General features: G+C 59.8%; 19 protein-coding genes and 1 pseudogene. 12 read left to right on the top strand and 8 right to left on the bottom strand.

Going from position 1 to position 22,341, the window contains the following annotated elements; all coding sequences use genetic code 11:
* Nucleotides 1-78: 78 nt before the first annotated feature.
* The gene (gene epmB / locus GWK36_RS10255) at nt 79-993 is read right to left on the bottom strand and encodes an EF-P beta-lysylation protein EpmB (RefSeq protein ID WP_246237526.1); all 915 of its coding nucleotides are present in this window, start codon (nt 991-993) and stop codon (nt 79-81) included.
* Nucleotides 994-1,108: 115 nt separating this feature from the next.
* Here epmB and efp point away from each other — a divergent pair, with 115 nt between their 5' ends.
* From efp to GWK36_RS10235, 4 genes and pseudogenes are all read left to right on the top strand, one after another.
* Nucleotides 1,109-1,684 (top strand): elongation factor P, encoded by a 576-nt coding sequence (efp, locus tag GWK36_RS10250; protein WP_166271052.1) that lies wholly within the window; start codon nt 1,109-1,111, stop codon nt 1,682-1,684.
* A 69-nt stretch (nt 1,685-1,753) separates the two neighbouring features.
* Nucleotides 1,754-2,701, top strand: coding sequence for an EF-P lysine aminoacylase EpmA (gene epmA / locus GWK36_RS10245; protein ID WP_246237525.1), 948 nt, complete (start codon nt 1,754-1,756; stop codon nt 2,699-2,701).
* Nucleotides 2,702-2,727: 26 nt separating this feature from the next.
* Nucleotides 2,728-3,606, top strand: a complete 879-nt coding sequence (locus tag GWK36_RS10240; protein WP_246237524.1) for a phosphatase PAP2 family protein — start codon at nt 2,728-2,730, stop codon at nt 3,604-3,606.
* A gap of 179 nt (nt 3,607-3,785) precedes the next feature.
* Nucleotides 3,786-4,498 (top strand): annotated as a pseudogene (locus GWK36_RS10235) (IS5 family transposase).
* 13 nt (nt 4,499-4,511) lie between these two features.
* Here GWK36_RS10235 and phoU read toward each other — a convergent pair.
* From phoU to mfd, 5 genes are all read right to left on the bottom strand, one after another.
* Complete coding sequence (phoU, locus tag GWK36_RS10230) at nt 4,512-5,174, bottom strand: phosphate signaling complex protein PhoU (RefSeq protein WP_166271050.1); 663 nt, start codon at nt 5,172-5,174, stop codon at nt 4,512-4,514.
* Nucleotides 5,175-5,431: 257 nt separating this feature from the next.
* Nucleotides 5,432-6,514, bottom strand: coding sequence for an AI-2E family transporter (locus GWK36_RS10225; protein ID WP_166271049.1), 1,083 nt, complete (start codon nt 6,512-6,514; stop codon nt 5,432-5,434).
* 13 nt (nt 6,515-6,527) lie between these two features.
* Nucleotides 6,528-6,914: a hypothetical protein gene (locus tag GWK36_RS10220; protein WP_166271048.1), complete on the bottom strand. Its 387-nt coding sequence runs from the start codon at nt 6,912-6,914 to the stop codon at nt 6,528-6,530.
* A gap of 691 nt (nt 6,915-7,605) precedes the next feature.
* On the bottom strand, nt 7,606-7,920 hold the full coding sequence (locus GWK36_RS10215; RefSeq protein WP_166271047.1) for a hypothetical protein: 315 nt from the start codon (nt 7,918-7,920) through the stop codon (nt 7,606-7,608).
* Between the two features lie 225 nt (nt 7,921-8,145).
* The gene (gene mfd / locus GWK36_RS10210) at nt 8,146-11,616 is read right to left on the bottom strand and encodes a transcription-repair coupling factor (RefSeq protein ID WP_166271046.1); all 3,471 of its coding nucleotides are present in this window, start codon (nt 11,614-11,616) and stop codon (nt 8,146-8,148) included.
* Between the two features lie 166 nt (nt 11,617-11,782).
* Here mfd and GWK36_RS10205 point away from each other — a divergent pair, with 166 nt between their 5' ends.
* The 8 genes from GWK36_RS10205 to GWK36_RS10170 all read left to right on the top strand — a co-directional run bounded on the left by GWK36_RS10205 (nt 11,783) and on the right by GWK36_RS10170 (nt 19,275).
* Nucleotides 11,783-12,148: a response regulator gene (locus tag GWK36_RS10205; protein ID WP_166271045.1), complete on the top strand. Its 366-nt coding sequence runs from the start codon at nt 11,783-11,785 to the stop codon at nt 12,146-12,148.
* Between the two features lie 38 nt (nt 12,149-12,186).
* Nucleotides 12,187-14,505, top strand: coding sequence for a chemotaxis protein CheW (locus tag GWK36_RS10200; protein WP_166271044.1), 2,319 nt, complete (start codon nt 12,187-12,189; stop codon nt 14,503-14,505).
* A 142-nt stretch (nt 14,506-14,647) separates the two neighbouring features.
* Nucleotides 14,648-15,142, top strand: a complete 495-nt coding sequence (locus GWK36_RS10195; RefSeq protein ID WP_166271043.1) for a chemotaxis protein CheW — start codon at nt 14,648-14,650, stop codon at nt 15,140-15,142.
* An 11-nt stretch (nt 15,143-15,153) separates the two neighbouring features.
* Nucleotides 15,154-16,011: a CheR family methyltransferase gene (locus GWK36_RS10190; RefSeq protein ID WP_166271042.1), complete on the top strand. Its 858-nt coding sequence runs from the start codon at nt 15,154-15,156 to the stop codon at nt 16,009-16,011.
* 3 nt (nt 16,012-16,014) lie between these two features.
* Entirely contained in the window at nt 16,015-16,635 is a 621-nt protein-coding gene (cheD, locus tag GWK36_RS10185; RefSeq protein WP_166271041.1) for a chemoreceptor glutamine deamidase CheD, read from the top strand.
* Nucleotides 16,632-17,840: a methyl-accepting chemotaxis protein gene (locus GWK36_RS10180; protein WP_166271040.1), complete on the top strand. Its 1,209-nt coding sequence runs from the start codon at nt 16,632-16,634 to the stop codon at nt 17,838-17,840. Before cheD ends, GWK36_RS10180 begins: the two co-directional genes overlap by 4 nt.
* 19 nt (nt 17,841-17,859) lie before the next feature.
* Nucleotides 17,860-18,909 carry a protein-glutamate methylesterase/protein-glutamine glutaminase gene (locus tag GWK36_RS10175; RefSeq protein ID WP_166271039.1) on the top strand — a complete coding sequence of 350 codons (1,050 nt, stop codon included), beginning with the start codon at nt 17,860-17,862 and terminating at the stop codon, nt 18,907-18,909.
* 60 nt (nt 18,910-18,969) lie between these two features.
* Entirely contained in the window at nt 18,970-19,275 is a 306-nt protein-coding gene (locus tag GWK36_RS10170) for an STAS domain-containing protein (protein WP_166271038.1), read from the top strand.
* A gap of 12 nt (nt 19,276-19,287) precedes the next feature.
* Here GWK36_RS10170 and GWK36_RS10165 read toward each other — a convergent pair whose 3' ends face one another.
* Together GWK36_RS10165 and GWK36_RS10160 are read right to left on the bottom strand one after the other, a co-directional pair.
* Nucleotides 19,288-19,713 (bottom strand): flagellar basal body-associated FliL family protein, encoded by a 426-nt coding sequence (locus tag GWK36_RS10165; RefSeq protein WP_166271037.1) that lies wholly within the window; start codon nt 19,711-19,713, stop codon nt 19,288-19,290.
* 12 nt (nt 19,714-19,725) lie between these two features.
* Nucleotides 19,726-22,311: a methyl-accepting chemotaxis protein gene (locus tag GWK36_RS10160; RefSeq protein WP_166271036.1), complete on the bottom strand. Its 2,586-nt coding sequence runs from the start codon at nt 22,309-22,311 to the stop codon at nt 19,726-19,728.
* Nucleotides 22,312-22,341: the final 30 nt, after the last annotated feature.

Below are 22,341 nucleotides of genomic sequence, written 5' to 3'. Positions count from 1 at the left end.
GTCCGCATCAGCTCCAGGGCATGTTGTCGGATTATCGAACTTACCGGTCGTGCGGTAAAAGCCTCTTGGATATTGTCTTTAGATGAACGGCTGTTTCGCAGGCGCCCGGGGATGCTCGCGCACCAACCGCGGGACCAGATAGCCAGGCAGACGCGCCCGCAGCCCCGCAATCAATGACTGGGCCTGGGTATCCTCGACTGCAAAATGGGCGCTGCCGGCGACCCGGTCGAGTGCATGCAGATAATAGGGCAGGACCCCGCAGGCAAACAGCCGTTCGCTCAATTCAGCCAAGGTAGCAATTTGATCATTGACCCCTTTGAGCAAGACGCTTTGGTTAAGCAAGGTCAGGCCCAGGGTGCGCCAATCGCGCAGGGTGGCGCAGACCGTTTCGCTGAGCTCATGCGGGTGATTGGCATGGATCACCAAGATGCCCGTCAGCCGACCTCCAGACAGGATCTGCGCCAAGCGGTTGTTCAGCCGTTCAGGCCAGACGACAGGAACGCGGCTATGGATACGCAGCCGCTTGAGCTGACGGATCTGGCTCAACCGTCCGATCAGTTCAGCGAGCCGGTCATCGGAAAGCATCAGGGGATCACCGCCACTGAGGATGACCTCGTTCAGCGACTGGTCGGCGGCGATCGCCGCGAGGATTGCTTCTAGATGCGTTCCCAGGGAGGGATACTGGAAATGACGGCGAAAACAATAGCGGCAATGGATGGCGCAGGCGCCGGTCGTGACCACCAGTGCACGTCCGGCATATTTGACCAGGAGTCCCGGGACGCGCTCGGCTGACCGATCGGCGACTGGGTCTTCGCTATAGCCCGCGATGCTCTGGTGCTCTGCGCGCCGGGGCAGCACCTGGCGCAGGAGCGGGTCATCTGGGTCAGCGCGCCGCATACGTTCGGCGAAGGCACGAGGCACCTTGAGACCAAAAGTCCCAGGTGCCTCGTCCAGATCGGGAATGTGCTCGTAGGCAACCCCGACAAAGTTCAAGAGATCGGCGACACGCGTGAAGGTCGCAGCCCTGATTATCCCTTGCGGCTTCTGACAAAGGCCCTGCCCTTGGGTTACCATTTTGAACTTTAATAGCAGTTGTTGTGAGGATGACATGGCGTCTTATAGTACGAATGAATTCAGGGGCGGGCTCAAGATCATGCTGGATGGCGATCCCTACGCCATCCTCGAAAACGAGTTCGTCAAGCCCGGCAAGGGTCAGGCATTCAATCGCGTCAAGGTGCGCAATCTTAAGACCGGACGGGTCATCGAAAAGACCTTTAAGTCCGGCGATACGGTCGAGGCCGCCGATGTCCATGATACCGACATGCAGTATCTCTATAACGACGGCAATGACTGGTATTTCATGGATCAGACGACCTATGAACAGATGACCGCCAGCGCTGCGGCTGTCGGCGAGGCCGCCAAATGGATCAAGGAGCAGGATATCTGTAAGGTGACCTTGTGGAACGGGGCCCCCCTGTCGGTCGAGCCGCCGACCTTTGTGGTGCTCGCTGTGGTCGAGACCGATCCGGGGGTGCGCGGCGATACCTCGAGTGGCGGTAGCAAACCGGCCACGCTCGAGACTGGCGCCGTGGTCCGGGTGCCCTTGTTCATCCAGACTGGTGAGCTGATCAAGGTCGATACCCGCACCGGCGAATATGTTTCGCGTGTCAAGGATTCAGCATAAACCGGCGCTCTAGACAGTGCGAGGATGACCGAATCTCCAGGCCTTGCGTGGCGTCCTAGCGCAAACCAGATGGCGATCCGGGCCCGCGCGGCCCTCTATGCGCGCATCCGTAACTTCTTTGCCGAGGCCGGCGTGCTAGAGGTCGAGACTCCGATCCTGTCGCAGGCATCAGTGACCGATCCGGCACTCGCTAGCCTGACTACCCGGCTTGCCCTGCCAGGGTGGGGGGATGCGCGTCCTCTGTATCTCCAGACCTCACCCGAGTTTGCCATGAAGCGGCTCCTAGCCGCTGGCAGCGGGCCGATCTATCAAATTTGCAAGGTCTTTCGCGACGAGGAACGGGGACGCTGGCATCATCCCGAGTTCAGCTTGCTCGAATGGTATCGACCCGGCTGGGATGACCAGCGGTTGATGGATGAGGTCGCCGCCTTGGTCCGGTATGCGCTAGAGCGTCCCGCCCTCGCCTGTGAGCGCATCAGTTATCGCGCGCTCTTTCAGGGGCGCCTGGGTCTAGATCCTTGGACGGCACAGACCAGTCAGTTGCGTGCGCTTGCCGAGCGCGCCGGCATTGCCGGGGCCGAGCGGCTTGATCTCGACAATGACGGCTGGCTCGATCTGCTGCTCACCCACCTCATAGTCCCTGAGCTGGGGCGCGGGTGTCTGACATTCATCCATGACTATCCCCCTAGTCAAGCGGCCCTGGCGCGTCTGCGTTGGTCAGATGGGGTGGCCACTGCCGCCCGCTTCGAGCTCTATGTCGAAGGACTGGAATTGGCTAACGGTTTTCATGAGCTGACCGATGCTGCTGAACAAGAGTGGCGTTTTTTGGCCGACCTCGAGCTCCGGCGTGCGTGCGGTCAGACCTGCCCGCCCATCGATCGCCATCTGCTGGCGGCACTGGCATATGGCTTGCCGGATTGCGCTGGGGTTGCCCTGGGACTCGACCGCCTGCTGATGATCGCCCTAGAGGCTGATGCAATCGATAACGTTTTATGCTTTGTCATCGAGCATGCCTGAACTGTCTGTTACCCATGAACTCATCCATGTTTGAACAATGCGCCCTAGAATCCAAGCGCCCAGGGCCGCGGCTGCGTGAGCGATTGCAGCGGTTGCGCTGGCATTTACAACAGGCTATGGCCCTTGATCACGGTCCCTTGGCAAGCGGCGAGCGTTGGTTGCTGAATTGGGCTGGGGTTTGCCTGATCTTGGGACTCGGGGTTGCATTCATTTGTGGCTATCACGCCGGTTTTCTCCGGCTCAATACCCTAGCGACTGCCCATCCCGATTGGGTGTGGTCTTGCTTGACCCTTTTGGGCGATGAACGTATGGCGCTGGCCTTAGCGGTTTTGTTTTGCTGGCATAGGCCCCGCCTCTTGTGGGCCTTGATCCTCGCAGGCCTGCTTGCGACAGGTACTAGCCGCGGTTTGAAGGAACTGATCGACGCCGCCCGCCCGCCGGCTATCCTACCGGTCGATGCATTCCATCTCATCGGACCCGCATTGACCCATGCCAGCTTTCCTTCAGGTCATAGCATCACGGCTGCGGTCCTCGGCGGCGTATTCATCGCACATACGCGCTGGATCGAGATCCGTCTGCTGTTGCTCGTCCTTGCGGTTTTGGTGGGTTTGAGCCGCGTCGCAGTCGGGGTGCACTGGCCGCTCGATGTGCTCAGCGGCCTGATGGTCGGTGCGCTCGCCGCCTGGGTGGGGGGACGCTTGGCAGGGCGTTGGCCGTCGCCTGCGGGATGGCTAGGCATCCATCTGGCTGTAGCCAGTTTGGCCGTGCTTGCCGCTGTCAGTCTATTGATCGACGGTGGCGGCTATCCAGCCGCTGCCTGGTTTGGGCGCCTGATCGCCATCATTATCCTGGCAAGCGTTGCTTTGCGCTATCTCAGGATACCGGCGATGGGATCATTACATTAGGTCCTATTCTCAATCGTGCGCATAGTGCTATGTCATATGCAAGCGAGGCTGCATAAATCGTTCACAGTCACTGACATGGCGAGGGGCTGTTCACAGTGGGTGAAGTCTGGTCATATCCTGACTTTTGCGCAGGAGTCAGGATGGAGCGGAAGATGTTATGAGATGAGCGGTGGGCACGCATTGAGCAGCTGTTACCGGGGAAGAAGAGCGATCCGGGTTGCACAGCGAGGGACAACCGGCGCGTTGTCAAAGCCGTGCTCTGGATCATGCGCACCGGCTGTCTGTGGCGCGATTTGCCAGCCGAGCTGGGCCACTGGCACCGGACATATGTGCGTTTCTCGCGCTGGCGCGAGAAAGGTGTTTGGGAGCGCGTGGCCGCCGCACTGCAAGGCGATGCCGACATGGAGCATCTGTTCATCGACTCGACCATCGTGCGCGCCCACTCACATTCTGCTGGCGCCCCAAAAAAGCGGGCCAACAGGAAATCGGTCGCTTGCGGGGCGGGTTGACGACCAAACTGCACGTTGCGGTGGATGCCTTGGGCAATCCGCTGCGCGTCATTCTCTCGGCAGGGCAGGTCGCCGACATCGAGCAGGCCGCGGCGTTGATCCAGGACCAACCGACCGAGTGCGTCATTGCCGACAAGGGTTACGACTCGGATGCCCTTGTCGAAACGGTGACCGCACAGGGCAGCCAGGCGGTCATCCCCCCACGCTCCAACCGACTCAATCCGCGCTCGTTCAACCGGCATCTCTACAAAAACCGCAATCTGATCAAGCGCTTCTTCTGTCGCATCCAGCAATTCAGACGCATCGCCACGCGCTACGACAAGCTCGCCTCGTCTTCCCTGTCGTTCGTTTATCTGGCTTGCACCATCGTCTGGTTGACTTGATTGAGAATACACCCTATGGATTGAGCTCTGGGAGCTCGCCGGTCTCGATATAAATGAGACGCTCGGCGAGATTGGTCGCGCGGTCGGCAATCCGCTCGTAATGATGGGCGATCCATAGCAACTGCATTCCCAGCAATGACGAGGCGTACTGCTGGTCACACAGCCAGGTGATGACCTCGCGGATCGCCAGCTCTTCCATGGCATCGACTGCCTGTTCACGGGATACGGCAGCGCGGGCCTGCTCTGCCGAACCATTGTGGGCATAGACCGTCATGACCTGCTCGAACATGGCCGAAGCCGCCTCACCCATCTGGACGATCCGTTGGGCCGGCGCGTCAGGGAAGGGCAGATTGGGTGTCCGCAACAGGATGCGCGCTACATCGGCGGCATGGTCGGCAATGCGCTCGAGCTCCGAGATCATATCCAGCGAGGCGCCGATCAGACGCAGGTCGTGACCTGCTGGCTGATTCGCTGCGAGGATGACCAGCGCCTGTTGTTCCAACACCCGCCGCTCATGGTTGATATTGGTATCGGTGTCGATGATCTGGCGCGCCATATCCAGATCGCGTTGGCGCAAGGCAGCGAGCGAACGCTGCAAGCTGAGCGCCACCTGCTGGCCGAGCCCCAAGATCCCTGCCTGCAGCGCATCGCGTTTTTTTTCGATCAGGAGTCGCATCGCGTTTATCTCACTCATCATCCGCTCAAAGCAGATGCTAGCCGACTATAGCGAGCGAATTTGACGGTTGAGTGACAAGCTCAACCTCAAGCTGGGGCGCGTAAGCCTGGGACCATCACAAATAAGGCTACAGGGCGCTTAGGGAAAGCTTGATTGATTCGTCACCCGGGCAAAAGTTGGGGTCCGGGTGATAGATGTGTATGGATCCCGTTCCAGCTTTCGCCGGAATGACGAGAAACGATTTGTTCAGCGTTTCCTCAGGGGATAACGCTGCCCTCGATCTCCCGTTCCCCGAGTGGCAGGCTAGGCCAAGCATTGATGACCGCCTGGACTAAGGTAGCCAAGGGGATGGCAAAAAAGACCCCCCAAAAGTTCCAGAGCCCACCGAAGACAAGGATGGCGACGATGATGGCCACCGGATGCAGATTGACGGCCTCGGAAAAGATCAAGGGCACCAGGACATTGCCGTCGAGGACCTGGATGATCAGATAGGCGAGACTGAGCCAGGCAAACTGCGCCGACCAGCCCCATTGAAACCAAGCGACCAATAAGACCGGGATAGTGACCACGGTCGCACCGATATAAGGGATCAAGACCGATAAGCCCACCAAGAAGGACAGCAACATCGCATATCTCAGGCCGAACGCGTAAAAGGTGACGAAACTCACCCCCCAGACGATCAGGATCTCCCAGACCTTGCCGCGGATATAGTTGGCGATCTGACGGTCGAGCTCGCGCCAGACATGATGGGCGATGCCATGATGCCTGGGAAGATAGCGCCTAAACCAGGCAAGGATCAGATCCTTATCCTTCATGAAGAAAAATACCAGGATCGGCACCAAGACCAGATAGACCAGCAGGGTGATGATCCCCGCGACGTTGGCGAGCGACCAAGACAAGACCTGCTGACCAAAGGAGATGGTCTCGGCACGCATATAGGTGATCAGGGCATCGATCTGTTGTTGGCTGAACAGATCGGGGTAGTCCTCGGGGAGCGCGTTCAGAAAACGCAGGCCTTCGCTGACCATTGTAGGGAGTTGTTGTACGAGCTCTTTGATCTGGCGTGAGAGCAAAGGCATCACGCCGATCAGTGCCAAGGCAACGAAGGCAATGAAGGCCAGATAGATCACAAGCACGCTCGGCAAACGCTTCCAGCCGCGCCGCTGGAGCATCCCCACACCACCCTCTAGCAAATAGGCGATGACCAGGCTAGCAAGCACCGGCATCAGCATGTCGCCGAACAAGACCACGACCGCAAATACGGTCAATAGGATTAAGGTGAGAAAAACGATTTGCGGGTCGGCGAAATGTCGCTTGAACCAGAGGAGGATCACGTTCATATCCAGTGCTTGATCAATCCTGGCCGATGAGCTTGGCGCGATAATGCTGATAATGCCGGGCAAAGAGCGCCTCCAGCTCTTCAATGACCTCGGATGCGGGGCGGCCCTGCAAAACATGGGCGCTCATCAGGGCAGATGCCTCATGCAGCAAGGCGTCGCGGTCGAGCATCGCATAGCTTTGGGATAAACGCCGGATGGCGCCGATCACCGTCTCAGTGGGTGGACGGGGGATGGATTGAGGTGTCGGGATCGCACCAGCTCCGTCCGACGGTGAAACGCCGGCGCGATTGACGAGAAACTCAGCGAACGCAAGCAGGGTCTCGCGTTCGGCGTGTGCAAGCCGGTGCCAGCAAGCAAGCAAACGCTGTCTGGACGCAGAGGTGAGAGGAGGTGCTGCCATTTTGAGTTCTAGACGCGCCTGGATCTTGTTACAAACACCGCTGCTCGCTGGGTTGCATGTTAGGCAGATAGTATGCCGATTCGTCCTTAGCCATCAAATCGTCATCTGGATACGCATCAACAGGAACAAAACTGATGTCATGCTTCAGCGAAATTTGCTTTCGCCGCCGGATCCCTCCGCCAGCCAGCGCCTTCCTCTCCCCAGGCGTTACCTCTGGTGGAACTCAGGGCAAGACTGCTGAGGGTGGCCAGTCCGGCGGCCAAGATATCCTTGGCCGCATTCACCCCGTGGTCGTGATGGGCACAGCACGCCCGATACATCCATACCCTCAGCGACGATGAGAGGCCATACAAGCGCAGCCCATACCCAGAACAGATCTCTAGACGGGAACCAGCGATCGATGATCAGGAATTGCCCGTCCCGCGGTGCGCACTTGGTGCGCCTCCAGCATCCAGGGGAAATAGTCACGCTTGAGGGCATTGAGCTGACGGCGCAGCGCGGCTTCGGAGGGCTGAGGAAGACGGGATGCTGTTTCCAGGCCTTCATCCCATCGCTGCCGCTTCGCCAACGCCCAGTTGTAGGCAAAGCGCCACCCCCCAGCCCTTAGCCAAATAGGTTGCCTGCCGATTGTATGGAGCGAGCGCGATCTGATGCGCGAGGATCATGCCTCTACCTGCCTGGGGCAGGTCTCCTATTTGTCCACGTCCAGATATTCGCGCTCGATGGCCGTCTCTAGGGCCTGACTGCCCTTGATGAGCTCTTCATAGACGTGACGGAGCTGGGTCAGGCGTTCGATGTCGGCAGCGCTCGGCGTGTTGTCCGGCGCCTTGAGCGCGATGTCATAGAGCGCCCGTAGATACTGGGCGCGGGCCTTGGCGACCATCAACATGACCGGTTTGAGGTCGGCAAGCTTGAGCTTGGCGAAGGCAGGATTGATTGTCTGGCGGTTGATCTCGCGCAGATCGGACTCGAAGGCAATCAGCAGGCGTCTGTTTTCAGCGGGCATGGCAGGACTCCTCGAAAACGGGCTTAGCATGGGGCACATCCCGACGCACCTTTAGCCTAGTGCACAAGATGACCGGCGGCTGCGATCTGAATCACAGAGGCGCTGGACGAAGCGGCCCAGCCGATTCTGTTAACGGCCCGCATCCGCCGCGCTTGATCATTGCCGATACCCGATCGAGTACCTCCGCAGGTCGGCCTGGGATTGTAGGTCCTAATCTTGGGTGTTTTAGGTAAGCAGCTGTGCGACGATCTGGCGAACCGCGCCAATCCGCTCCTGGGCTTCGGGTATGGCACGGGTGAATCTGAGCGTATGCCCCCCCTCCAGGCGGTAGGATTTGGGCTCGGTTTGAAGCAAGCGGATGATGCGTTCGGGTTCGAGCCGAGTCGAGTCAGCAAAGAGAAACCGCCCACCGGTTGCACCGACCTCGATCTTGCGGATGCCCAGGGGTTGGACCTGTAGCTTTAGGTCGGTGATCGCGAGCAGATTGCGGGTAGGTTCGGGCAAGGGACCGAGGCGGTCGATCATCTCGACCTCCAGTTCGCGCAGCTCCTCGTGGTCGCGGGCGTTAGCCAGGCGTTTATAGAGCACCAGGCGCGCCTGGACATCGGGAAGATAATCCCTGGGCAATAAGGCGGGGATCCCCAGATCAATCTCGGCGCCATGATCGAGCGGGCGGTCGAGCTCGGGCAGGCGCCCGGCCTTGAGCGCCGCCACCGCGCGTTCCAAAAGCTCCATATAGAGCGTAAAGCCCACCTCATCGATCTGGCCCGATTGCTCATCGCCCAACAGCTCGCCTGCACCGCGGATCTCGAGGTCATGGGTCGCTAGGATAAAGCCTGCGCCGAGCTCGCCCATGGCCTCGATCGCCTCCAAGCGCCGCTTGGCGTCGGCGGTGAGTGCCGCAGGCGGTGGGGTGATGAGATAGGCATAGGCGCGATGATGCGAGCGTCCGACTCGCCCGCGCAGCTGATGCAACTGGGCCAGACCCAAGCGGTCTGCGCGGTTGATCAGGATGGTATTGGCGGTTGGGACGTCGATGCCGCTCTCGATGATGGTGGTGCACACCAGGAGGTTGAACCGCTGGTGATAGAAGTCGCGCATGACGCGCTCGAGCTCGCGTTCGCGCATCTGGCCATGGGCGACCGCGATCCGTGCCTCGGGGATCAAGGCGGCGAGCTTCTCGGCTTGGTGTTCGATGGTCTCGACCTCGTTGTGTAAGAAATACACCTGGCCGCCGCGTTTGAGCTCGCGCTGCACTGCCTCGCGGACCAAGGCATCGTTCCAAGGGGTGACGAAGGTCTTGATCGGATGGCGCTCGACCGGCGGGGTGGCGATGATCGAGAAATCGCGCAGGCCAGACATCGCCATGTTGAGGGTACGCGGGATGGGGGTGGCGGTGAGGGTCAAGACATCCACCTCGGCGCGCAATGCCTTGAGCCGTTCCTTATGCCGCACGCCGAAGCGGTGTTCCTCGTCGATGATCACCAGCCCCAGGTCCTTGAACCGGATCTCGGGCTGCAAAAGCTTGTGGGTACCGATCACGATGTCGATGGTGCCCTCGGCCAGTCCTGTCAGAACCGCCTGCTGTTCGCGGGCGGTGCGTAGGCGCGATAGGCTGGCGATCCGCACCGGCCAGTCGGCGAAGCGGTCCCGAAAGTTTTGTTCATGCTGCTGGGCCAGCAGGGTGGTCGGGACCAAGACCGCGACCTGTCGCCCGCCGTGGACGGTGACAAAGGCCGCGCGCATCGCTACCTCGGTCTTGCCGAAGCCGACATCGCCGCAGACCACCCGGTCCATAGGTTTGGGTGACAAGAGGTCGGCCAGCACCGCCTCGATTGCGCGTTGTTGATCGGGGGTTTCCTCGAAGGGAAAGGCGGCAGCAAAGGCGGTATATTCAGGCCCAGGATCGGGGAGGGAGACCCCTTGGCGGGCGGCGCGCCGGGCCTGGATATCCAGGATCTCAGCGGCCACATCATAGGCCTTTTGCGCGGCACGGCGTTTGACCCGTTCCCATTGATCGCCGCCCAGCCGGTGCAAAGGGGCCTGATCGGGCGAGGCGCCGGTATAGCGCGAGACCCGATTGAGGCTACTGACCGGCACATAGAGCCGATCGCCATTGGCATATTCGATCGTGAGAAACTCGGCGGTGATCCCGCCGACCTCGAGGGTCTGCAAGCCCCGATAGCGTCCGACCCCATGTTCCTCATGGACAACCGGGGCGCCTTCGGTCAATTCGGTCAGATCGCGGATGATGGCGTCGCTGTCGCGCGCCCGCTCGCGCCGGCGCCGTTCCTGACGCACCCGCTCACCATAAAGCTGGGTCTCGGTGACGACGGCTAGATCCGGTTCCTCCAACCACAGCCCCTGTTCCAGTGGAGCGACCGTCAATCCAAGCCGGGCGGTACCCGTCAAGAAGTCGTGCCAGCTACCCACCAACTCGACCTGGATGCCGAATCCATTGAACTGCTCGCGCAACAGCTCGCGCCGGCCTGGGCTCTCGGCAACGAACAGGACGCGGCAGCGGTTGGCGATGAATGATTTGAGCGCCTGGGCCGGATCGCTTGCCCGCGCCTCTAGCCTCAGCTCCGGCAGAGACTGGGTGGCAAAGTCGACGGAGGGGCTGCTTGGTCCTCCTGCCACAGGTTCGGCCTGGAGACGCACCAACGGCAGACGGTTGAGTGCCCCAGCGAGTTCATCAGGGCGCAGATACAGGAGTTCCGGCGCCAAGAGCGGGCGTTCGCTGTCATGGCGGCGCTGATCATAGCGCTCGCGCGCCGTAGCGAAGAAATGCTCGGCGCTGGCGCGGCTGCCCTCCGCCTCGATGACCAGTACCCCCGGGGGCAGATAGTCGAACAGGGTCACAGTCTGGTCGAAGAACAGCGGCAGGTAATACTCGATCCCGCCTGGCGCCTGACCGTTGGAGACCTCGCGATAGATCAGGCTGCGTTGCGGGTCGCCGGCGAGCGCCGCACGGTAACGCCGGCGAAAACCGGCGATCGCCTCGGCGTCCAGTGGGACCTCGCGCGCAGGCAGGATGCGGACCTCTGTGATCTTGGACTGCGAGCGCTGGGTCTCCGGGTCAAAGGTACGGATGCTCTCGATGGCATCGTCAAAGAGATCGATACGCAAGGGGTGATCGCTGCCCATCGGAAAGATGTCCAGCAATGAGCCGCGCACTGCATATTCGCCATGCGCGATCACTTGGGAGACACAGCTATAACCGGCGCCTTCTAGACGCTGGCGCATGGCATCTAGGTCGAGCCGATCGCCGACGCCAAGGAACAGGGTATGCCGATCGACGTAGTCGCGCGGCGGCAGACGCTGCATGAGCGTGCTGACTGGTACAATCAGAATGCCGCGGTTAATCTGAGGCAAACGGTGCAGGGTGAGCAGTCGCTCTGAGACTAACTCGGGTAGCGGCGAAAAGATGTCATAGGGCAGGGTCTCCCAGTCTGGGAAACCCAGGATGGGTAGCCCTGGCGCTGCAAAAAAACCGAGCTCGGCCTGCAACGTCGCCGCCTCTTGGACGCCCTCGACCACGGCCAGCACCAAACCGTTTGCATGCTCGGCGGTACAGGCCAGTGCTAGGGCACGTCCGGCGCCGTAGAGCCGGCCCCAACGCCAGCGTTCGCCCGGGCGGTGCGGGAGCGGTGGGTCGAGCGGCGACTGGGCGACGGTGGGAGACGATGCTGGCATGGAAGGCAAACTCAGATTAGACAGCAGGATCGAATCTGCCTGACCGCGATCCGCTAAACCGGAGCTGAGCGATCAGTCAGGGCCCTGGGCACAGGGCGGCTGAATTTTTGAGTATCATCGCCACTATCGCAAGCACCACCTATTGATTTTCTGAGGATCTACTGACATGGCAAAAGCAATCCTCACCGTCGATGACTCGCCGTCCATCCGCCAGATGGTTTCGTTTACCCTCAAGGAGGCCGGCTATGCGGTCACCGAGGCGGTCGATGGTCAAGACGGGCTCAACAAGGCCCGCGCGGCCCAATTCGATCTGATCTTCACCGATCAGAACATGCCCAACCTGGATGGCCTGAGTCTGATCAGGCAACTGCGCGCCCTGCCGCAATATAAGTCCGTACCGATCCTGATGCTCACCACCGAATCGAGCGAGGCCATGAAGAATCAGGGACGGGCGGCGGGGGCGACCGGCTGGCTGGTCAAACCATTCGATCCGGCCAAGCTCCTGGAGGTTGTGCGTAAGGTCATCGGCTAAACGTAGCGCGTCTTGAAGACGCGAGGGGGGGAAAGGGTATGGCCATCGATATGACTCAGTTCTATCAGGTGTTCTTCGAAGAGGCCCAGGAGAATCTGGCGACCATGGAAGGCCTGCTACTTGAGCTCAATGTCGATGCCCCGGACCTTGAGACCCTCAATGCCATCTTTCGCGCCGCCCATTCGATCAAAGGCGGGGCGGGGACCTTCGGCTTTAATGACATGGCCGAGGTGACCCATGTCCTGGAGACCCTGCTCGATCGGTTGCGCAAACAGGAGTTGGCCCCGACCTCCGAGATGGTCGACGCCTTTCTCGAGGCGGGCGACATCCTCAAGCTCCAGCTCCAGGCCCATCAAGAGGGCCGAGAATACAATGACCCGAGCAAGGCGGAGATCTGCGAGCGGCTCGAACGCTTGGCGCAGGGTGAGTCCGTATCCGCCGGATCTGTACCAGCGAACGCCGCCACGGAGGTGAACCGTTGGCGGCTGCGCTTTGCGCCCGTGGCGATCGGTCGCGGCACGGAGGAGGAACGACATGCCCTATTTGCCTCCTTGGGCGAATTGGGCAGCATCACCGATCTGGGAACCGATCACCAAGGCCGGCAGGTCTGGCGGATCGAGACCGCCGGTGGGCGCGCGGCAATCGAGGAGATCCTAGCCTTCGTCTGCGAGCCCGCGCAGATCGAGCTTGAACCAGAGGTTAGCAGCGAGGAGGCAGGGGGGCTGCAGCAAACCTCAGCGCACACCTCCGCTGATTCCGGCTATGGCTTCTTTGATTATGCACCCCCGGGGGCCGAGAAGCTGGAGTTGACCCATACCGATCCGGCTCAGGAAGATGCAGGCTATGGTTTCTTCACCGGTGCGCCGGGGAGCGAGCATCTGCTGACCTCCAAGCCAGCATTGCATCTCCAGGAAGGAGATGGCTATGGCATCTTTACCGATGCCCCGGGCGCTGAGTCTTTGACCGATCAGGAGCACGAAAGCTTTGGACTCTTTGGCGGCAGTCCGGGAATGGACCAGGTAGCAGCAGTGGCACGGCGCGCCCGCCAAGACGATGAACGCGGCTATGGCTTCTTTACTGCGGCGCCTGGTGCACCCAGTGATGCTGCTCCTACCCAGCCAGCTGCCAAGCCCGCACCCCAAGCCGAGACAAGGCCCGCACAGCAGCTAGCCAAACGCAGCGTTGCCGCTGATTCGTCGATCCGGGTGAGTGTCGAAAAGGTCGATCAGCTCATCAACCTGGTCGGCGAGTTGGTGATCACCCATGCCATGTTGGCCGATGCCTGTGCCCATCTCGATCCCGTCGCCCATGAACGGATCATGGCTGGCCTCTTGAACCTGGAGCGCAACTCGCGCGACCTGCAAGAGGCGGTGATGTCGATCCGCATGATGCCGATCAGCTTCGTCTTCAACCGCTTTCCGCGGGTGGTGCGCGATACCGCCGCTGCCCTCGGCAAAAAGGTCAGCCTGAGGCTCATCGGCGAGGATACCGAGCTCGACAAGGGGTTGATCGAACGCCTGGCCGATCCGCTGACCCATCTGGTGCGCAACAGTATCGATCACGGGATCGAACGCCCTGAGGTACGTTTAGCTGCCGGTAAGCCCGAGAGCGGTGAGATCATCCTGCGCGCCAGTCACCGCAGCGGGAGCGTGGTGGTCGAGGTGATCGATGACGGCGCTGGCCTCAACCGCGACAAGATCCTGGCCAAAGCCGCTCGGCTCGGCATCTCCTTGCCCGAGAATCCATCCGACAAGGAGGTCTGGCAGTTGATCTTTCAGCCTGGATTCTCGACCGCAGAGCAGATCACCGACATCTCGGGGCGCGGGGTCGGCATGGATGTGGTGCGGCGCAATATCGAGGACATGAACGGGCGCGTTGAGATCGATTCGGTCGCCGGCCGGGGGACCCAGATCACCATTCGCCTGCCGCTGACCCTGGCCATCCTCGATGGGCTATCGGTGCGTATGGGGTCAGAGATCTTCATCCTGCCCCTGACCGTCATCCTTGAATCGATCCAGCCTCGCCACGAACAGTTCAAGAGCGTGGTCGGCAAGGGGCGGGTCGTCCAGATCAATGACGACTATCTGCCCTTAGTCAGCCTGCATCAAATTTTCAACAGCGGTCGGCCCGAACCAGATCCTCTGGCGTGCATCCTGGTCATCGTCGAAACTGGCGAAGGCCGCGTCGCTATCCTCGTGGATGAGCTGGTGGCGCAGCACCAAGTGGTCATCAAGAGCCTGGAGACCAATTATCGCCGCGTCGAGGGCATCTCAGGCGCGACCATCATGGGCGACGGGCGGGTTGCCCTGATCCTGGATGTAGACGCGCTGGCGCGGCTCAGCCGGCGGTTCGGTTGAATGATCTGCTGGATCATAACCCAGACAGAATAGATTGTAGGTACCCTGGTGGCCTTGGGCCAATCCCCTTCCCTCCGGTCGGATGGGCGGGGGCTTAGTTTCAACATTTCCTTGAAGCGATCAAGGTGGAGGTCTTGCGACCATGCATAACGAACAGGGGGCGATAGCAACCGATGGCGCTCGCGAATACCTGACCTTCCGCTTGGGCGAGGAGGAATACGGGATCGACATCCTCAAGGTTCAGGAGATCCGCGGCTATGATGCCGTGACCCGGATCGCCAATGCGCCCGAGTTCATCAAAGGCGTAATCAATATGCGCGGTATCATCGTCCCTATCATCGATATGCGCCTGAAATTCCATCTCGGGCAGGCTGAATACAATGAGTTTACCGTCGTCATCATCCTCAACCTGAGCGGACGGATTTTGGGGCTAGTAGTCGATGGTGTCTCGGATGTGGTCGCTCTGCGCCGCGACCAGATCCAGCCAGCGCCGGATTTCGGCGCCATCCTCGATACCGCCTATATCGATGGCCTGGCTACGCTCGAGGGACGGATGATCATTGTCGTCGATATCGAGCGGCTCATGACCAGCCAGGAGATGGGGTTGGTCGAGCAGACAGGCGCAACAGCGGCCTGAACTGGGTTGACATGGCCATCGAGACCAAGATCCAAGGCCCGGCGCGCGAGCGCGAGTTCGTCTTCACCCAGCGCGATTTCGAGGCGATCCGGCAATTGATCTATGAGCATGCGGGGATTGCTCTAGGTCCGGCGAAGAAGGACATGGTCTATAGCCGGATCGCACGGCGCCTGCGCGCCTTGGGTCTCAAGACCTTTCAGGATTATCTCGATATCCTGGACAGCCAATCCGATGAATGGACCCAGTTTATCAATGCCCTGACCACCAATCTCACTGCCTTTTTTCGCGAGGCGCATCACTTTCCCATACTTGCCGAACATGCGCTCGAACTCAAACGCCGCGGGCGGCAACGGCTCAGGCTCTGGTCATCGGCCTGTTCCACGGGCGAAGAGCCTTATTCCATGGCCATGACTCTGATCGATGCCTTCAAGACCTGGACCCCGCCGCTCGAGATCCTGGCAACCGACGTGGATACCAATGTCCTCGATCAGGCTGCCAAAGGGGTCTATCCCTTGGAGCGGCTCGAGAAACTGCCGCCAGAGCAGCTCAAGCGTTTCTTTTTGCGTGGCAAAGGGGCATACACTGGCTTAGTGCGGGTACGCCCCGAATTGCGCGCCCTGGTCGAGTTTCAGCCGCTCAATCTGCTCAGCGATTCCTGGCCGATGCGTGAGCCCTTCGATGTGATCTTCTGCCGCAATGTCATGATCTATTTCGACAAGCCCACTCAGGCACGCATCCTGAGTCGTTTTCATACCTTGTTACGGCCTGATGGGTTGTTGTTCGTCGGTCACTCCGAAAGCCTGAGCCATGTCCCCCATCTGTTCCGGCTGCGGGGCAAGACCGTCTATGTCCCTGTCCATGGTGCCTAAAACATGACCGCTGCGCCGCATGGTTTTGAAGAGGTCCTGGCCCCGACCCTGTATTATGACCGTCATTTCCAGATGGATGCGGTCAAGATCCTCCCCGGCGAATACTATGTCTCGACCCGCGAGATCCTGATGGTGACGGTTCTAGGCTCCTGTGTGTGCGCCTGTATCCGCGATCGGGTCAAGGGGATCGGCGGGATCAATCACTTCATGCTGCCGGACGACAAACGCGATGACAACGAACGCTTCGGGCGCTCATTGCGTTATGGCGACTATGCGATGGAGATCCTCATCAATCAGCTCATCAAGCTCGGCGCCAAGCGTGCCAACTTAGAGGCTAAGGTCTTCGGGGGCGGAAATGTCCTGCCTGGCTTCAAGAATCATGTTGTCGGCGAACGAAACGCCCGTTTCGTGCTCGATTATCTGGCGACCGAGGGCATCCCGGTCATTGCTCAGGATCTCCTGGGCAACTATCCGCGTAAGGTCTATTTCTTTTTGCCCGGCGGGCGGGTCTTGGTCAAAAAGCTCAAAACTCTACACAATGACACCATCATCGAGCGTGAGCTCAATTACAGTGAGACGCTGCGCCGAGCGAAGGTCGAGGGTGAGGTAGAACTGTTCTCATGACTCCTGCCGAGATCAAGACCGAATCTGTACAAGCATTCGCAGGGGCCTATTGGCCTCCTGTGGCTTTGGGTCTAGCGCTCCTTATCGTTGTAGCCCTGGGCTGGTTGCCTGGCTGGCTAGGGGTGGCGCTGCTTACCCTGGTCTGGCCATTCTGGTTAGCCTTCAGCAAGGGTCACAGGCATGAAGCATACCTGAGCCCTCCTAGGCTCGCCTCATCCGACATCGCCGCAGAGGAGCATCGCTTCCTGGACCTCGTGGTCGAGACCGACCGCATGATCGAGCCCCTGCTCAGCGAGCTCCAGGGGATGATCGAGCAGGCGCGCTCGCTGATCGCGCATGCCGCAGGCGACCTCAATGCCAGCTTCAAGGGCCTATCGGATGCCTCCAGGGCCCAGCAACGCCTAGTCTTGCGCCTCATCAGCAAAGGCAAAGACTCTGACCAGTTGATCAATATTGACGATTTTCTTGCGGCAAACAGCAAATTATTGAGTCAGAACATCGAATTTCTGATCGAGATGAGCAAAAACAGCCTGCGGGTTGCGCATCAGATCGATGATTTTTCATCCCAGATGAATCATATCTTCGAGCAGCTCGATGGGGCCAAGCGCATCGCGCGCCAGACCAATCTACTGGCGCTCAATGCTGCCATCGAGGCAGCGCGGGCGGGCGAGGCAGGGCGGGGGTTTGCGGTGGTGGCTCAGGAGGTCCGCAAGCTTTCGCAGGATGCTGCTGACTTCAACGATCAGATCCGCAATCAGATCCAACAGGCGCAGGTGGTCTTTGCTGAGACCCGCGCCATCGTCGGCCAGATGGCCTCCCAGGATATGAGCGCCTCGATTACGGCCAAGGGCTCGATGGATGAGATGATCGCTCAGGTCCAGCTGATTAACCGGCAGATGGAAGAGGGGCTCAATGAGCTCAATACCATTGTCGATCGGTTCCAGAATAGCGTCGATGCCGCGATCCGCCTGCTTCAGTTCGAAGATATCACTCGCCAGGTACTCGAACGCGCGGAGATCCGTTTTGGCCTGATCGAACGCTTCATCGCCGAATTGCGCCTGATCCCCCTCGACCGGTTGCGTACCGCTGAGGATATCGCGCAAGCCCAGGCCCGCTTGCATGCCCTGCAGTCCGATCTGCATGCCACCGCCCATTGCTCGGTCAGCCAGCAGTCTCTAGATGAAGGCAATGTCGAGTTTTTCTGAAGCAAAGAGCGCCTAGAACATGATTCGGGTATTGATCGTCGATGATTCGGCGCTGATGCGCGGGCTCCTCACCGAAATCCTCAGCACTGCCCCGGATATCAAGGTCGTCGGGACGGCGCAGGACCCCTATGTCGCACGCGAACGGATCAAGGCCCTCGATCCTGATGTCCTGACCCTCGATGTCGAGATGCCGCGCATGGACGGCCTGACCTTCTTGCGCAATCTGATGCGCCTGCGCCCCATGCCAGTGGTGATGGTCTCATCCCTCACCGAGGAGGGCGCCGAGGTAACCTTACAGGCCCTGGAGCTCGGGGCTGTGGATTTTGTCTGTAAGCCCAAGGGTAACAGTGCCGGGGAGATGGGCATCTATGCCGAGGATCTGATCGAAAAGGTTCGCCTGGCCGCGACCGTCAAACCCAGGGCCCGGGTCGGCGCCCCTGCGCCCCAGCCGCTCACCCATCGCCAGCCGTCTGTCGGCGCGGGGATGCCCAGCGCCCAACTTCTGGCGATCGGCGCCTCGACGGGTGGGACCGAGGCGATTAAAGAGGTCTTGCTGCGCCTGCCGCCCGATGCCCCGGGCGTCGTGATCGCCCAGCATATCCCGCCCGGATTTAGCGCCGCATTCGCCCGACGGATGCATCAGCAAACCGGGCTTAACGTCAAGGAGGCCGAAGACGGCGATCGTATCCGGCGCGGCCATGCCTATATCGCGCCAGGCGATCGGCATCTAAGAATCAAGCGCGAGGGCAGTTATTATGTCTGCCAGCTCGATACCAGCGAGCCGGTCAACCGCCATCGCCCCAGCGTCGATGTGCTCTTTTGGTCGGTGGCCGAGGTTGCGGGCCCCAAGGCTGCTGCCGCCCTCTTGACCGGCATGGGTGCCGATGGCGCCGATGGGCTCAAAAGGCTGCGCGAGCTGGGGGCCTATACCATCGCCCAAGACGAGGCGACCAGCGTGGTCTGGGGGATGCCTGGGGAAGCGGTCAAACGGGGGGCGGCTATTGAGATCTTACCCCTCCTTGCAATCGCTGACGCCTTGTTGAAAGATCTTGAGACCAGGTACCCATAAACAGTCAATGTCCATAAAAGGTACCCATAAACAGTCAATGTCCATAAAAGGGGGACGATCATGGGCGTGACGAGCCGTATCGATACAGATCAGCGCAGCCTGATCATTGCGGTCGAGGGACGATTCGATTTTTCGCAGCACCGTGATTTCCGCAATGCCTATCAAAATGTCGCGCCTGGCAGTTTGCGGTTTATCGTCGATCTGTCACGCGCGACCTATCTGGATAGCTCGGCTTTGGGCATGCTCTTGTTGCTGCGCGAGCATGTCGGCGGCAGGCCAGACAATATTTGCATCACCGGCACCAATGAGGATGTGCGGCGGGTGCTCAAGATCGCCAACTTCGACAAGCTCTTCACCATCGATTGACCGCATCCGCGCCTATTGCACGATGAAGTCGGTGAAATAGATCGCGCTGATTACGGGCCTTCCCGTCTGTTCAATCATCAACTTACGCAGATTTTCCAGGAGCTCGATGCGCAGCTGGTCACGCGCCTCACCGCTCATGATCTGCTCGCCATCCCGCCCGCCGAGTAGAGTGATCATGCGATCACGCAGGCGGGGCATGTGCAGGGTGACCAGATCTGCATCCGACTGGGTCTCGATGTAGAATTGGATGTTGATTTTGAGATAACGCGCCTTGCGGGGATTGGCGAGGTTGATGATCAGTGGCGGCTCGACGGCCATATAGCCTGGATAAGGGGAGGCCGCTGCGCTTTCCTCCTTTTTGCCAGCGAATACCCCAAGTGGGGCAAATCCAAGAAAGAGTGCAAATAGAACAATAGGTGTGCGTGCTAGATGCATCATGGCTTAGGGTACCTAGGCATGGCTGAGTTCGAGGCGAAAGATTGAGACGGTGTCAACCAGCTCGCGCGCCTGTTCTTCGAGGCTTTCGGTTGCTGCTGCGGCCTGCTCGACCAGTGCGGCGTTTTGTTGGGTCATCTCATCGAGTTGGGCAATTGTCCGGGTCATCTGACTGATCCCCGCCGATTGGTCCAGGGTTGCGCGAGCGATCTCAGCGATCCGTTCAGCAATCTGATCGAAGCGACTCACAACCTCATTCATTTCGGCGCCCGCTTGATGGGCGAGTTTGACCCCTCCTTCGATCTTGCCGATCGAGTCTAGGATCAATTGCTTGATCTCCTTAGCCGCCTGGGCGCTGCGCTGGGCGAGGTTGCGTACCTCGGCAGCGACCACGGCAAAACCGCGCCCTTGTTCGCCGGCACGTGCTGCTTCGACTGCGGCATTGAGGGCCAAGATATTGGTCTGGAAGGCGATCGCGTCGATCACACCAATGATGTCGGCGATGCGCCGGCTTGAGTCCTGAATCTCGCCCATGGTCCCGACCACAGCGCGCACCGTTTGACCGCTTGCCTGGATGCGCTGATTGGCTGCGAGCGCCAATTCATTGGCTTGCTGCGCATTTTCGGCATTGTGCTTGACGGTTGCACTGAGTTCTTCCATAGCGCTTGTGGCCTGTTCGAGCGATCCAGCCTGGGATTCAGTACGTCTAGAAAGATCGGCATTGCCAGCTGCGATCTCTTGGGCGGCGTTACTGATCGAAGTACTCGTCTCGCGGATCTGGCCGACGATTTCACACAGGCGCTTGAGGGTCGTATCGGTCGCTGACTTCAACTCTTCAAAGATACCCGCATAGTTGTGCTCGATCCCCTGGGTTAGATCCCCTTGGGCGATGCTTTTGAGAACGCGCGCGAGGTCATTAAGACTGCTAGAAACGATCTCAAGAATCTGATTGAGACCAGCGCTCAATTGCCTAAAGAACCCCGTCTTACCGGCGAGATCCAGACGCACGCTAAAGTCGCCTTGCAGCGCAGACTCGAGGAGCGCAGCGAGCTCCTGCTCGACCCGCGCCTCATTGGTGCGATCGGTCCATTCGATCACCGTCCCCAGCCGCTCGCCTTGGTCATTGATCACCGGAGTGATCACCCGCCGCAGCAGGCGCCCCCCGAGCTGGACCTCATCGACCTGCTCGGCTCTATTCTCAGACAGCACCGAGCGATGGCCCGATGTCTGCAAGGCGCTCCAAGGCGCCCCCAAGAGCCGATCGGCGCGAAATTCGGGCAGGTGCTTGCGGATCTCGGGCTCGATCTCCTGGAGCAAGCGGTTCATGGCGGCGTTCATATAGAGGATCCGCTCGTCCGGTCCTACCGCCATGATCTGGGTCGCGGCCTTATCCAGGGCGCTTTGTATGCGCTGCGCCTCAGCGACCAGGCGCTGCTCCGTCTCGATCCGGTTGCGCAGCTCTTGCTGCATATGTTTCATTGAAGCCAGAAGACTCGTCTTGTCGCCCGCTTGTAAGTGGATCTCGGTATCGAGCATGCCAGAGGCGATCGCCTGGGCCACCTTGACCGCAAAACCGAGTTCACCGCCCATCTGCCGCAAAAGGCTGCGCGCGATCAGGCCGCCTAGAACGATGGTAAGCGCCAAGGCCAAGACAAACAGTGCGCCAAAGCCCAGGAGAATAGTCTTGGTTTGGCCGATCAATCGATCGGCAGTGGATTGAATGTCGCGCGATAAGAGTTCTTCAACCGTACGTAGCCGGTCAATCTTGACCGTGATCTGCTCAAACCAGGTCTCGGCTGAATAATTCAGCTCGGCGTTTGGACCTGTATTGCGCACCAATCTTTCGATAGACTCGACCTCGCGTACCGTCGGATGGTCGAGCGCGAAGGCAAGAGCAGCGCGCTGTTCAGGCAGGGCAAACGCCAGGCTTAGATGCTGAAAATATTCCTGGGCACTGAGCAGTTCGAGCAAAAGCCTGTAGTTCGGTTGGCTAAGCTGGCCGGCGCTGAATGCCGCAGAGAGCAAGGCGCGCTCCTGGCCGATATGCTCCTTCATCAGCATCAGAACGCTTTTGGCATTGGTCAGACGCACCAGCTGGGCATCGGTCAATTCATTGCTTGAACGCAGCGCCGCTTCCAGCAGTCCATCGATGAGATCGGTATAGGTCGTAAACGCGTCTAGGGCACGTAATTGTAGCCGATCGATGCGCTGGTGGAGCCCCGTTCGTTCCTTGAGATTAGCGAGGGCCGCTTGCAGGGTCTGCTGATAGTCGGGCGAGAGCTGCTCAAGCTTGAGGGTGGCCGCGACCTCTTGAAGCCTCGCAATCTGCGCATCTGCGGCCTTCCGCTGTCCAGGCAGCCGATCGGCAAACTTGGCCCCTTGGCTGGCTAAAAAGCCGGATGACATCCCGCGTTCCTTTTGCAGTTCATGCGCGGTCTCGCTAAGTGCCAAACCCAGGGTGATGAGCGTCTTGGCCCGTTGCAAGGACTGTAACTCGGCGAGATATTGGGTAAAGCTAAATGCGGTCAGACCCAAGAGTGCAAGCAGCGGGATGACCGGATACAAGATTAGGCGGGTTTTAACCGAAAACCGTTCGAGCATAGCCGCGGGTCATCTCAGGGTTTGTTTTCG

This window comes from Caldichromatium japonicum (assembly GCF_011290485.1).
Classification (GTDB): Bacteria; Pseudomonadota; Gammaproteobacteria; order Chromatiales; family Chromatiaceae; genus Thermochromatium; species Thermochromatium japonicum.
This window is presented reverse-complemented; position numbering and strand designations above follow the sequence as displayed.

Coding starts and splice junctions, on each gene's coding strand:
- GWK36_RS10205 (WP_166271045.1), top strand. CDS start 11,783: ATGGCAAAAGCAATCCTCACCGTCGATGACTCGCCGTCCATCCGCCAG.
- GWK36_RS10160 (WP_166271036.1), bottom strand. CDS start 22,311: ATGCTCGAACGGTTTTCGGTTAAAACCCGCCTAATCTTGTATCCGGTC.
- GWK36_RS10190 (WP_166271042.1), top strand. CDS start 15,154: ATGGCCATCGAGACCAAGATCCAAGGCCCGGCGCGCGAGCGCGAGTTC.
- GWK36_RS10200 (WP_166271044.1), top strand. CDS start 12,187: ATGGCCATCGATATGACTCAGTTCTATCAGGTGTTCTTCGAAGAGGCC.
- GWK36_RS10220 (WP_166271048.1), bottom strand. CDS start 6,914: ATGGCAGCACCTCCTCTCACCTCTGCGTCCAGACAGCGTTTGCTTGCT.
- epmA (WP_246237525.1), top strand. CDS start 1,754: ATGGCGATCCGGGCCCGCGCGGCCCTCTATGCGCGCATCCGTAACTTC.
- GWK36_RS10240 (WP_246237524.1), top strand. CDS start 2,728: ATGTTTGAACAATGCGCCCTAGAATCCAAGCGCCCAGGGCCGCGGCTG.
- efp (WP_166271052.1), top strand. CDS start 1,109: ATGGCGTCTTATAGTACGAATGAATTCAGGGGCGGGCTCAAGATCATG.
- GWK36_RS10175 (WP_166271039.1), top strand. CDS start 17,860: ATGATTCGGGTATTGATCGTCGATGATTCGGCGCTGATGCGCGGGCTC.
- phoU (WP_166271050.1), bottom strand. CDS start 5,174: ATGCGACTCCTGATCGAAAAAAAACGCGATGCGCTGCAGGCAGGGATC.
- GWK36_RS10180 (WP_166271040.1), top strand. CDS start 16,632: ATGACTCCTGCCGAGATCAAGACCGAATCTGTACAAGCATTCGCAGGG.
- mfd (WP_166271046.1), bottom strand. CDS start 11,616: ATGCCAGCATCGTCTCCCACCGTCGCCCAGTCGCCGCTCGACCCACCG.
- GWK36_RS10215 (WP_166271047.1), bottom strand. CDS start 7,920: ATGCCCGCTGAAAACAGACGCCTGCTGATTGCCTTCGAGTCCGATCTG.
- GWK36_RS10225 (WP_166271049.1), bottom strand. CDS start 6,514: ATGAACGTGATCCTCCTCTGGTTCAAGCGACATTTCGCCGACCCGCAA.
- cheD (WP_166271041.1), top strand. CDS start 16,015: ATGACCGCTGCGCCGCATGGTTTTGAAGAGGTCCTGGCCCCGACCCTG.
- GWK36_RS10195 (WP_166271043.1), top strand. CDS start 14,648: ATGCATAACGAACAGGGGGCGATAGCAACCGATGGCGCTCGCGAATAC.
- GWK36_RS10165 (WP_166271037.1), bottom strand. CDS start 19,713: ATGATGCATCTAGCACGCACACCTATTGTTCTATTTGCACTCTTTCTT.
- GWK36_RS10170 (WP_166271038.1), top strand. CDS start 18,970: ATGGGCGTGACGAGCCGTATCGATACAGATCAGCGCAGCCTGATCATT.